The sequence below is a fragment of the Stenotrophomonas sp. C3(2023) genome (genome assembly GCF_032911385.1).
Lineage (GTDB): Bacteria > Pseudomonadota > Gammaproteobacteria > Xanthomonadales > Xanthomonadaceae > Stenotrophomonas.
The window spans coordinates 3,176,118-3,187,878 of sequence record NZ_JAWJLO010000001.1 but is presented as its reverse complement, the minus strand read 5'-3'; the positions used below and the strand labels follow the sequence as shown (position 1 = coordinate 3,187,878).

Genomic DNA, 11,761 nt, shown 5'->3' with positions numbered 1-11,761 from the left:
GTTCGCGGGGGACGGCAAAAACTGCGTCCTGCGTGCCTTGTTTCGCGCCATCCATGGCGCTCGACACCCCCGCGAACCCACACCGGCCCGCCGCCGACACACCGCGATCACGGTCGGAAATGCGGTGGTGCTGCCGCTGGTAATTGATTGGCTGGGAATTGGATCTGGACCTGGATCTGGATTTGGATCTGGATTTGGATTTGGATTTGGATCTGGATTTGGATCTGGATCTGGATCTGGTAGGTGACGACCGTTGGTCGTCACGCTGTTGATCTGGTTGTTGTTTTTGAGGGCGGGGCGGGCCTTGGCGGCCGCTTGGGCTCGCTGGGTGGCTGCTCTTACCTCACCAGCGCAGCTGCCGTCGCGCCAGGGCGGTGCTCAGCTGGGCCAGCACGGCTTCGGCTTCGGCCCGGGGCAGGAAACGCATGCTCAGCGCGGGTTCTCCGCTGCGTGCGCCGGCGGTGTCCAGCCAGATCTGGCTGGTGCCCAGCAGACGGTCCAGGGGGCTGCGGGTCAGGCGCAGGGCCTGCAGTTTGTCCAGCTCGGCCCAGCGCCACCAGCGCCGCCACCAGCCGCCGCGCACGGCGATGTACCGGGCGTCGCTGTACCAGCCGATGCGGGCCATCTGCTGCCGGGCCGTCCACAGTGCCACCGGCAGCCAGCCCAGTACCGTCAGTCCCCAGCCGCCAAACCGCCAGTACAGTGCCGCGGCCAGCAATGGGGTGAACCCCAGGCTGGTCAGGCACAGCCGCCAGAAACCGCGCTGCGCTACCGGGCGCCAGCCCGCAGGCGGCCACGCCATGTCCGGCAGCAGGTGATGCACCAGCGCATCGCATTGGTCGGGCGTTGCAAGCGGCGCAAGCTCGCGCAGGGCGCGTTGTTCGTTGACCTCGTTGCCCTGGCTGGCCGCGCTGTCGATGCGCAGCTGGCGCACACCTGCCCAGCGCTGCAGCGTCGTTTCGCGCAAGGTCCAGGCCTGGATGCGCCGGTGTGCCACGCTGCTGCGGATGCGGCTGAGCAGGCCGGTGCTGACGGTGAGTCGCCGCTGTTGCTCCACCAGTTCAAAGCTGTGGTACCGCAGCAGGGCCAGCATTACCGAGAGCACGCGCAGGGCCAGCCAGCCGGCGAGCAGCACCGCCGCGGCCAGCAGGGCCAGTCCGGCACTGCCCAGCTGCAGGCCTTCGGCGTAGTGGCCGCCGGCCTCGAAACCCTGGTCCACCACATGCCGGGGCAGCACCTGCGCGAGCGCGCCCAGCCCTGCGGCCAACAGCACCCAGCCGCGGTTGGACAACAGGCCCAGCTTCACCACGTCCCAGCTGCCCATGCGCAGCAGCAGGCGCCCTGCTTCCGGCTGGGCCTGTGGCAACGGGGGCGGCTGACCGTCCTGCGCGGGTGCATCCGCGCGGGCCGGTGGGCTCTGCCGGCGCACCCGCTGTTCCACCGCCAGCGCCTGTGACATGCGCAGCACACGCATCTGCGCTTCGGCCTGGTTGCCGCCGGCCGATTCCAGGCGCACCTCGGCTACGCCGAACAGACGGTGCAGCAGGGTCTGGTGCAGCACCACGTTGTGGATGCGTGCGTAGGGAATCTCGCGGCGGTTGCGGGCGAGCACGCCGCTGCGGATGGTGATGGCGTCGGCGCCAAGGCGGTAGCGGTAGCTCAGGTACTGCAGTACCGAGACCATTACCAGCACCACGATGGCGATGACCGGACCGAGCTGCGTCCACAACGGGGCGCTGTCACCGCGCTGGCCGAACACCATCAGGGCGATGAGCGGCAGCAGGAACTGGCGCAGCTGCTGCAGCAGCACGAACAGCCAGGAGCCGGGATGCAGCCGTTGCTCCTGGCCGTCGTCCTCGCGATCGAGCGGCGGCGGCACGATGGGCGGGGGCGACGTGCTCACAGCGCGTCGGCGTCCTGGTCAAGCTGGCGCGCCAGCGTGTCGCGCAGGCGTTCGGCATCGGTGTGGTCCAGACCGGGCACCACCACGGCGGCGAAGCGGCTGCCAGCGGTGTGCACCACCAGCGTGGCCAGCCCGGCCTGGCGCTGCAGGGGGCCGCGGCGCAGATCCAGGTGCTGCACACGGGACAGCGGCACGCGCGTTTCCTGCTGCCACCACAGGTCGCGGCGCAGGCCCAGACCATCGGCATCCAGGCGCCAGCGGGTGCGCCGTACGCGGCGCCAGGCCAGTACCGCGCCGGCCACGGCGCACAGCGCCAGCACGGCAGCCGCAGCGGCAGGGCCGCCGGGCAGACCAAAGAAGTACCAGGCGCCGGCAAGCGGCGCCCCGGGAATCAACCCGGCGCCCAGCAGCCCCTGCAACGCATCCAGACGCGCGGCGCGCGCTGGCAGCGGCTGCCATGCAACGGAAGGGGAAAGCGGTTCGGTCGCGTTCACGCAGGCTCCTGGGCAGACACCGGCCCTGCATGGGCCGACCCCTGTGACGTTAGCAGGCACATGCCGGTGGCCGCCATCGGCCGCGCGGGCTGAGACCTTACTGCGCCGCCTGGATCAACGCATCGACATCGAGCAGATGCCCCGCGCGCTCGGCCTTGGTGCGCAGGTAATGCTCGTTCTCATCGGTGATGTCGCCGGTGACCGGAATGCACTCCAGCACGTCCATGCCTGCATTGCGCAGGCGCTGGGCCTTGGTCGGGTTGTTGCTGAGCAGCGCGATGCGGGCGATGCCCAGGCCCTGCAGCATGGCCACGGCACTGCCGTAACGGCGCTCGTCGGCGCCAAAGCCGAGCTGGGCATCGGCGTCGATGGTGTCCAGCCCGTCGTGCTGGTAACCATAGGCGCGCATCTTGGCGGCAATGCCGGTGCCACGGCCTTCCTGGTCCAGGTACAGCAGCACGCCGCCGCCCATTTCCTTGAGCTTGTGCAGGCCACGGCGCAGCTGGTCGCCACAGTCGCACTTGAGCGAACCAAACAGGTCGCCGGTCAGGCAGGACGAGTGCACGCGCACTGGCACCACGGCGGAAAGGTCGGGGGTGCCGACGATGATGGCGACCTGGTCGCGCTGGGCCACACCGCCGCGGAACACCGCAAAGGTGGTCATGCCCACATCGCGCAGGGGAACCGGTGAGCGTGCCACCAGTTCGTAATCGTGCGCGGCATGCGCGGCGCCCTCGGCCAGGTCACACAGGGCCACCTGGGCGGCACCGTCAAAACGGCGGTCGTCGGGGTCCAGCACCAGGCCGACCATGGCCGGCAACAGCAGGCCCAGCCGGGCCAGTTCCACCGCGCCGGTATCCAGTGCATCGCCGCTGTCCCAATGCGCTGGCATCGGGCCCGGTTCGCGCAGGTAGCCCAGCGAGGGCAGGGCGTCGAAGGCCACCCCGGCCAGGGGCAGTCGCGCGCCCGCGTCGGCCTCCACGCCGAGCACGCGGGCGCGCACACTGGTGAGGTAGAGGTAATGGCGGCCACCGGCCAGCGCGGCAAAGGCATCGAAGCTGCGCGCGGTGGCGCTGTCCAGCGCGATCACCGCCAGCCGCTGCGCCCCGGCCCCGCTGATCACCACCGGCCGACCAGCGCGCAGTTCGGCGACCGCGCGTTCGCAGCGGATCGCCGCCGGGTCACCGAACAGGGTTGAATCAGCAGCAGACATGGCAGCACCGGGGGAGGCAGGCATCGTGGGGTTCACTATGGGGACGTCACCGTCGTATTCAACCGAGGCAGGGGCTCAGTGCGGGTGTCGCGCCGTGGCGTAGGGGTCATGTTCGCCACTGCCGGGCGGGCGCAGGCTGAAGCGCTTGTAGGTCCACTGGTACTGCGCCGGGTCGCGGCGGGCAATGGCTTCGATGCCCGCATTGAGCGCGGCCACACCAACCAGCGGGTCGGGGTCGGCCACGGCCGGGTCGCTGGCCTGGATGTGCAGGGCGAACTGCATGTCCGGCCCGATCCGTTCGCACCAGCCATACAGGACGGTGGCGCCGGTGCGCTCGGCCAGCCGGTTCACCAGGGTCATGGTCAGCGCCTGCATGCCGAAGAACGGCACGAACACCCCGTCGCCGGCCTTGGGCTGCTGGTCGGGCAGGATGCCGGTGGCACCGCCGTCCTTGAGCACCTTGAACAGCTGACGCACCGCTGCGCCCTCGGCGCGCACCTGCTGCACGTTGTGGCCCCCGCGCACCAGCTGCAGGAAAGCATCGCCGGCCTCATCCTCCGGCGGCTTGTAGACGATGGAGATCGGTCCGCGCGAGGCCAGCCACTGGTTGAGCAGTTCCCAGTTGCCAAAGTGCGGCGCGGCAATGATGACCCCCTTGCCCGAGGCCAGCGCGGCGTCATACAGCGCCTCACCGTGGCGGACCTGCAGATGCTGCTGCAGGTTGCGGGCCGGCGGACGGGTCCATAGCCGCAGGGTTTCCAGCGCCTGCAGCGCGGTGGAGAACAGCACCTCGCGGTGCAGCGTCGCTCGCGCGGCCGTATCCAGTTCGGGGTAGGCCAGCTCCAGGTTGCGCCGGGTCACCCGGCTCTCGCGCGCATTGGCGCGTATCCACAGCCAGGACAAAGCATGGGCCAGGCCCCGCAGCAGCGGCCAGGGCAGGCGGGTCAGCAGGGCGGCGCCGCGGTAGGCGAGCTGGGCTTTGCGTTGCGGATTCATCGGCATCAGTCTAGCCGCCGGGGCCGCGCTCGGCAGCCCCTGTCCGCGCTGCCCAAGTGCGGGCCCCATGTTTTACCCAGGAGTTTCCATGCTTGTTCTGATTCAACGTGTAAGCCAGGCGTCGGTCGAGGTGGAGGGAGCGTGCGTTGGCCGCATCGACGCCGGCCTGCTGGCACTGGTCGGGATGGAGCCGGGCGACACCGACGCGCAGCTGCAGCGCATGGCCGACCGCCTGCTCGGCTACCGCGTGTTCGCTGATGACGCCGGGAAAATGAACCGCTCGCTGCGCGACACTGGCGGCGGACTGTTGCTGGTCAGCCAGTTCACGCTGGCCGCCGATACCCGCTCAGGCATGCGGCCGAGCTTCACCAGCGCCGCTCCGCCGGACGAGGCTGAACGCGGGTTCAACCGTTTTGTGGAGATCTGCCGCGAAAAACACGTCAGCGGGGTGGAAACGGGCCGCTTCGGTGCCCATATGGTTGTCAGCCTGGTCAATGATGGTCCGGTGACCTTTCTGCTCAGGCCCTGACCCCGGGAACCACCGTCCCGGGCAAGGAGGGCGCCAGGCTGGTATAATGCTACGTTCCCATTTCATCCCCCAGCCGGTGGCGCGAGCACTACATGGCCAACGAACGTCCTGCCCAATCCGAAATCAAGCAACTGATCAGCAAGGGCCTGGAACAGGGCTACCTGACCTACGCCGAAGTCAATGACCACCTGCCGGACGACATGGTCGACCCGGAGCAGATCGAAGACATCATCGGCATGATCAACGGCATGGGCATTGACGTCCATGAAGTTGCACCGGATGCAGAAACCCTGCTGCTCAACGACGGCAATACCGGCAACCGCGAGGTGGATGACACCGCCGCTGAAGAAGCCGCTGCTGCGCTGACAGCCCTGGATACCGAAGGTGGCCGCACGACCGACCCGGTGCGCATGTACATGCGCGAGATGGGCACGGTGGAGCTGCTGACCCGCGAAGGCGAAATCGCCATCGCCAAGCGCATCGAAGAAGGTCTGGGCCAGGTCCAGGCCGCACTCGGCCTGTTCCCGGTCTCGGTGCTTTCGCTGCTGGAAGACTACGAAGCACACAAGGAAGGCAAGAAGCGCCTGGCCGAAGTGATCGTGGGCTTCAACGACCTCGCTGACGAAGAACCCGCCCCGCCGGCGGCCGTGGTGGCCGACGACAGCAGCGACGACAGCGACGCTGACGAAGACGACGACGATGATGTCGACGGCGACGAGGAAGAAGCGGCACCGACCGGTCCGGATCCGGAAGAAGTGGCTGCGCGCATGCAGCAGCTGGCCGATGCCTACGACGCGTTCAAGAAGGCCGCTGCCAAGGGTGACAAGAAGAACCTCGGCAAGCTGCGCGAAGAGATTTCGGCGGTGTTCGTCACCCTGAAGCTGCCGCTGCCGCTGACCGACGTGCTGACCAAGCAGCTGCGCGACACCATGGCCCAGATCAAGTCGCACGAACGCCGTGTGCTGAACCTGGCGACCGTGACCGCCCGCATGCCGCGCAAGGACTTCATCCGTTCGTGGGAAGGCAACCAGACCAACCTGGAATGGGTGGAAGATGCACTGAAGCGCAAGCAGAAGTGGTCCTCGGCCCTGCGCGATGTGAAGGACCAGATCATCGCCGAGCAGCAGGCCACCATCGATATCGAGAAGGCCACCGCGCTTGACCTGGACGAGCTGAAGGAAATCAGCCGCGCCATGGCCTACGGCGAAGCCAAGGCCCGCAAGGCCAAGAAGGAGATGGTCGAGGCCAACCTGCGTCTGGTGATCTCCATCGCCAAGAAGTACACCAACCGCGGCCTGCAGTTCCTGGATCTGATCCAGGAAGGCAATATCGGCCTGATGAAGGCCGTCGACAAGTTCGAATACCGCCGCGGTTACAAGTTCTCGACCTATGCCACCTGGTGGATCCGCCAGGCGATCACCCGTTCGATCGCCGACCAGGCCCGCACCATCCGTATTCCGGTGCACATGATCGAGACGATCAACAAGTTGAACCGCATTTCCCGTCAGATGCTCCAGCAGTACGGCCGCGAGGCCACGCCGGAGGAGCTGGCCAAGGAAATGGACATGCCGGAAGACAAGATCCGCAAGGTGATGAAGATCGCCAAGGAGCCGATCTCGATGGAGACCCCGATCGGCGACGACGAGGACTCGCATCTGGGCGACTTCATCGAGGACACCAACGTGGAGTCCCCGATCGAGAACACCACCAATATCAACCTGTCGGAAACCGTGCGTGATGTGCTGGCTGGCCTCACCCCGAGGGAAGCCAAGGTGCTGCGCATGCGCTTCGGCATCGACATGAATACCGATCACACGCTGGAAGAGGTCGGCAAGCAGTTCGACGTGACCCGCGAACGCATCCGCCAGATCGAAGCCAAGGCGCTGCGCAAGCTGCGCCACCCGAGCCGTTCGGAACAGCTGCGCAGCTTCCTGGATATCGACTGATAGCCGGCACTGCTGACGCAACAGGAGAACCCCGCCCCGGCGGGGTTTTTCTTTGGGCGCGGGAATAACACCTGCAGGCCGGGTGGGTTATTTGTAACTATTACGTAACATGGACGCTGGGCAATCTGAACCCGGCGATTCTGATCTATGTTTAAAAACATGCACTTATGATCAGAGTGCGCCAGCATCTTGTATGATATATGATCGGATTACGTAACAGAATATGGATGCCTGCGCCATGGCGCGCCCCCCTCATCGCCAGCCCGCTGATCTGATCGCAAACCTGCCCGCCGGGCAGCCGCAGGCCGCCGCCGCCTTGGCTGAGCGTCTGGGCGTCAACCGCATGGCGCTGAGCCGGTTGGTGGCCGCTGCAGGGCCGCAGGTGGTCCGCCTGGGGCATACCCGCGCCACCGCCTACGCGCTGCGCCGGCTCACCCGCGCCGGCAGCGAATGGCCGCTGTACCGGCTGCGCGAGGACGCCACCCTTGAAGAGCTCGGCCAGGTGATCGCGCTGGCCGGCGACACGTTCTACCTGGAGACCGCGCGTGAGCGCCAGAATCTGCGTCGCGCAGCGGACGGCCAGGTGGAGGGTTTCTTTCCCGGTCTGCCCTGGTTCCTCGATGACCTGCGCCCGCAGGGCTTTCTTGGCCGCACGTTCGCACATGGCGCGGGCCAGCGGCTGGGCCTGCCCGCCGACCTCGCGCACTGGCAGCAGGACGACGTTTTGATGGCGCTGGTCAACGCCGGCGGTACCGAGGCCGGTGATCTGCTGCTCGGCAGTGCCGCCGTGGAACGCGCGCTGGACGGCCTGCAACAGCCAACCGACCGTGTGCAGGCAGACCGGCGCATCGCCGTCTATCCGGACCGCGCCGAAGCCGCGCTGCAAGGCGAAGAGGTGGGGTCCTCTCCGGGGGGCGAGCAACCCAAGTTCACCGCCACCGTCGAGGCCGACTGCGGGCGGCGCGCCGTACTGGTGAAGTTCGCGCGTGCCGATGCGGGTGACGCTGCGCAGCGCTGGAGCGACCTGCTGGTCTGCGAGCACCTCGCCCTGGGCGTGCTGGCTGAGGCGGGTATGGCGGCCGCCCGCAGCGAACTGCTGCAGACCCCGACTTACACCTTTCTGGAAGTGGAGCGCTTCGACCGCACCCCCGACACATTGGGCAGGCGTGGCTTCGTCTCGATGCTGTCGCTGAGCGCCGCGTTCACCGGCCACGCCGATGCGGACTGGACGCGCGCTGCGGCAGCGCTGCAGGCGCAGCGGTGGCTGGACGCCGACAGCGTGACCGGCATCGGCCGCGTGCACGCCTTTGGTCGACTGATCGGCAACACCGACATGCACCAGGGCAACATCGGTTTCCATTTCCGCGACCACGGCACGCTGCCGCTGGCGCCGGTGTATGACATGTTGCCGATGTCGCTGGCGCCCTCCCGGCTCGGCGTTCTGCGTGCCGACGCGCCGCTGCCGCTGGTGGCGCCGCGTGGCAGTGGCGAGCTCGAGCACCTGCGCTGGGCCGCGCCGCTTGCGGCCGCCTTCTGGGACGCAGTGGCGGGTGATGCACGTGTGCGCTCGGCCTCGTTGAAGCAGCTGGCTGGCGTCAATGCACAGCGGGTGCGGGAACTGGGCGGGCGTTTTGGCGGGTGATGCGGGGCGGATGGCGTGGGCGCGTGACATCGCCGAGGGCTGCGTCGTTGCGTGCAGCAGTAGCCGCTGCGGGGCGTGCTCCACTACACTGTTCAGCTGAGCGGGCCTATAGCTCAACGGTTAGAGCAGGGGACTCATAATCCCTTGGTTCCAGGTTCGAATCCTGGTGGGCCCACCATATAAATCAATGGTTTGCAGCGGTGTCGCAATGCGCGAGATCGACCAAAGGTACATTTCCGGTACAGCGCCGGATCAGGAGACCTTATGGCGACGCTCGTAAAGACAGCCGCTGGCACGTGGAAAGCTGTCGTCCGGAAGACCGGATGGCCCTCGACAATCAAGACGTTTCGCACTCGGCGGGATGCGCTGGATTGGGCGCGGCGCACTGAGGATGAGATGGTGCGCGGCGTCTACATCCATCGGGCGCCTTCCGAACGGATGACGTTGGAGGTTGCGATGCGGCGCTATCTGGCTGAAGTAACGCCGGGCAAGCGGCCGGTCACACAGATCAACGAATGTAGGCGGGGCGAGTTGCTGATCGCGCATCTTGGGCGCTACTCGCTGGCAGCGCTGACACCCGAGATTGTCGCCCGCTTCCGGGACGAGCGATTGGCCGGGGATGTTGGCGCTGATGGCAAACGTACGCCTCGTAGCAACAATACAGTTCGCCTAGAACTTGCCTTGCTCGGCCACATGTTCAGCGTGGCGCTGAAGGAATGGGGCCTTGGGCTGGTCTTCAATCCCGTGCAGGCGATACGCCGCCCGCCACCTGGTGCAGGCCGTGGTCGACGGCTGACGCAAGGAGATGAGCAAACACTGCTTAGCGCGGTGGATGCGCATTCGAATCCGATGCTTGGCTGGATCGTGCGTCTCGCACTTGAAACGGCAATGCGCTCTTCGGAGATTATCGGTTTGCAGCGGAGTCAGATCGATTTGGAGCGTCGAGTTGTGCGTCTAAGCCAGACCAAGAATGGAAGTTCAAGGACGGTACCCTTGAGCCTTGCTGCCGCACGCGTGCTCAAGGCGGCGATGGGCAACCCGTTACGACCGATCGACAGTGATCTTGTCTTCTTTGGCGAGCCGGGGTGACCTGCCAGCGCTGATGTGGCCGCAGTTCCTGGGCTGCCGCTATGGCCGGTTTCGCACAATGTCGCATTCGTTCGCATTGCTTCGCGCAAGTTCGCACTCGGAAGCAGAGTTCGCGTTGTTTCGCGCTCGCTTGCATTGTTTCGCACTCGGCAGGGTCTCTGTACGCAAAAGCTCGCAGAACCACAGACGGCAAGATGTGTGTTGTACCGGTACGCGCTTCGCGCATCCCGGTTCACCACCTGGCCCTCACTCGCCCATGGCTCGACGGCATCTTGCTCTGCGAGGCTGGCGGTCGCTGCCGCGACAGAAGCGAACACCAGGATGTGTAGGCAGTTGCAGCACGATTCGCAGCACGTGCAATCGGTAGTTAAGCAGCTGTTGGAAAGACCCGAGAGGCGGTTACCACATGAAGAGATTGAGTTGGCATGAACGAGAACAGAGAAGTTCCTCGCCCCACGAGCACGCGGCCCCGCGGCAAGCCCGTCAAGTTTTGGGTAGCGCGCTGAGATTGCTGACCGTTCGGCGGTGACAGGACTGGCGCAGGCCGCGTACATGCGCGCAGCCGGTTTGAACCATCCAGTCCGGTCCGTGCTCGATCTGAAGGCTGTCATCGAGATGGGGGAGGATCAATGGCGATCTCGGCCGCATCACAGGGCTGCTGAAGCTTTGGCTCGTAGATCGACGGGGGCGGGGCGCAAAGCCGGTTGATGTTGAGCGGATGATGGGTGACTTCCGGATTCTGCAGACGGAGCTGCATGCCGTGATGTCAAAAGCAGTTCGCTGAACCAAGACGTGGGCACGCGACTTTGTGTCATGGTGCTAGAGCGTCCTGATGATCTCTTCGCGCGCGGACGTCAACTTGACCAGCTCCTTCCGTCCGTCAGGGTACTTCTTGATCAGGAGTCCTTCTGGAGTATCGTCTTCGCTGTAGTAGATCGGTCTGCCCGCTTGGAGGTGTGCTCTCGCCGCTTCGCCGGGGTCCTTCTGAACTTCCACAAGCAAGTCCTGCCACAGGCGATCGCTCAGATCCGGCTTGTCATTGTCAGCTGATTGCTCGATAGCCATGAGAGATCTCCGCCGGTCTGGGCCTACAGCGTACCGCTGGCGCGCGAGCGCACCGTACGGTATATTTCCGTACAAAAGGAGAGCGCTCATGGCCAACGCAGCAGCCCGTCTCGATCTTCGCATCGACGCTCGGGACAAGGATCGAATCGCCCGCGCCGCCGCTCTGCGCGGCATGGCGGTGTCGGCGTTCGTCCGCAGCGCAGTGCTGCGCGAAGCGGATACTGCCATCGCGGCCGATACGACAGCTGCGCTGTCTCCGGCGGAGTCGCGCCATTTCCTCGCGGCTCTGGATGCGCCTTTCCAGCCCAACGATCGTCTGAAGAAGGCGATGGACAGTGCCGGCCGACTCTCTGGTCGGCGCTGAGGTCCATGGCCCTGTGCTTTGCGCTGCTGGACAAGCGGCTGCACGATAGAGACGCATTCACCTGCGGCGTTCCGGTGCTGGACGATTACCTGCGGAAGCGGCCGAGCCAGCACCACAGGGACGGCATCGCTACCACCCATGTGCTCATTGATGACGGCGAGCCGGCCTCGGTGCTCGGCTATTGCGCCTTGTCAGCGGCTCAACTGCAGTTCGAAGACCTCAACCCCGGCGATCGCGCGCGCCTCCCCGCCTACCCTGTCCCGGCAATCCGGATGGGGCGTCTGGCTGTCAGCGCCAATGCGCAAGGACGAGGTTACGGCCAACTGCTGGTCGGGCACGCGGTGAATGTTGCCTTGGCTGCGCGTCAGACGCTTGGCGTGCGTGTGTTGATCGTGGATGCCAAAGACGAGGCGGCTGCGCGTTTCTATATGACCTATGGATTTCGGTTGACCTCACTCAACTCGATGAGTCTCTACCTAACAATTTCTGGCTCTTGAGCTGGGCTCCTGCCTTTGGGGAA

At 65.9% G+C, this 11,761-nt stretch carries 11 protein-coding genes and 1 tRNA gene; 7 read left to right on the top strand and 5 right to left on the bottom strand.

The genetic code is table 11. From position 1 onward, the window contains the following. Positions 1-343: 343 nt before the first annotated feature. From RZA67_RS14150 to RZA67_RS14135, 4 genes are all read right to left on the bottom strand, one after another. A complete protein-coding gene (locus tag RZA67_RS14150; RefSeq protein WP_317213364.1) occupies positions 344-1,903 on the bottom strand; it encodes a PH domain-containing protein in 1,560 nt (519 codons plus the stop codon). Continuing rightward, entirely contained in the window at positions 1,900-2,397 is a 498-nt protein-coding gene (locus RZA67_RS14145; RefSeq protein WP_317213363.1) for a PH domain-containing protein, read from the bottom strand. The genes RZA67_RS14150 and RZA67_RS14145 overlap by 4 nt, the downstream gene beginning before the upstream one ends. A 97-nt stretch (positions 2,398-2,494) precedes the next feature. Continuing rightward, on the bottom strand, positions 2,495-3,634 hold the full coding sequence (ribA, locus tag RZA67_RS14140; protein WP_317213362.1) for a GTP cyclohydrolase II RibA: 1,140 nt from the start codon (positions 3,632-3,634) through the stop codon (positions 2,495-2,497). 51 nt (positions 3,635-3,685) lie between these two features. Then, positions 3,686-4,675: a lauroyl acyltransferase gene (locus RZA67_RS14135; RefSeq protein ID WP_317213361.1), complete on the bottom strand. Its 990-nt coding sequence runs from the start codon at positions 4,673-4,675 to the stop codon at positions 3,686-3,688. Between the two features lie 19 nt (positions 4,676-4,694). Between RZA67_RS14135 and dtd the strand changes: the two genes are divergently transcribed. From dtd to RZA67_RS14110, 5 genes are all read left to right on the top strand, one after another. Continuing rightward, positions 4,695-5,135 carry a D-aminoacyl-tRNA deacylase gene (gene dtd / locus RZA67_RS14130; protein WP_317213360.1) on the top strand — a complete coding sequence of 147 codons (441 nt, stop codon included), beginning with the start codon at positions 4,695-4,697 and terminating at the stop codon, positions 5,133-5,135. A 92-nt stretch (positions 5,136-5,227) separates the two neighbouring features. After that, complete coding sequence (rpoD, locus tag RZA67_RS14125; RefSeq protein WP_317213359.1) at positions 5,228-7,081, top strand: RNA polymerase sigma factor RpoD; 1,854 nt, start codon at positions 5,228-5,230, stop codon at positions 7,079-7,081. 238 nt (positions 7,082-7,319) lie between these two features. Then, positions 7,320-8,723, top strand: a complete 1,404-nt coding sequence (gene yjjJ / locus RZA67_RS14120; protein ID WP_317213358.1) for a type II toxin-antitoxin system HipA family toxin YjjJ — start codon at positions 7,320-7,322, stop codon at positions 8,721-8,723. Between the two features lie 102 nt (positions 8,724-8,825). Beyond that, positions 8,826-8,901: transfer RNA gene (locus tag RZA67_RS14115), tRNA-Ile, on the top strand. An 86-nt stretch (positions 8,902-8,987) separates the two neighbouring features. After that, on the top strand, positions 8,988-9,812 hold the full coding sequence (locus tag RZA67_RS14110) for a site-specific integrase (protein ID WP_317213357.1): 825 nt from the start codon (positions 8,988-8,990) through the stop codon (positions 9,810-9,812). An 819-nt stretch (positions 9,813-10,631) separates the two neighbouring features. Here RZA67_RS14110 and RZA67_RS14105 read toward each other — a convergent pair. Then, on the bottom strand, positions 10,632-10,877 hold the full coding sequence (locus RZA67_RS14105; RefSeq protein WP_317213356.1) for a hypothetical protein: 246 nt from the start codon (positions 10,875-10,877) through the stop codon (positions 10,632-10,634). A gap of 88 nt (positions 10,878-10,965) precedes the next feature. Here RZA67_RS14105 and RZA67_RS14100 point away from each other — a divergent pair, with 88 nt between their 5' ends. Both RZA67_RS14100 and RZA67_RS14095 read left to right on the top strand, forming a co-directional pair. Further along, complete coding sequence (locus tag RZA67_RS14100; protein ID WP_317213355.1) at positions 10,966-11,241, top strand: DUF1778 domain-containing protein; 276 nt, start codon at positions 10,966-10,968, stop codon at positions 11,239-11,241. Positions 11,242-11,246: 5 nt separating this feature from the next. Then, positions 11,247-11,738, top strand: coding sequence for a GNAT family N-acetyltransferase (locus RZA67_RS14095; RefSeq protein ID WP_317213354.1), 492 nt, complete (start codon positions 11,247-11,249; stop codon positions 11,736-11,738). Positions 11,739-11,761: the final 23 nt, after the last annotated feature.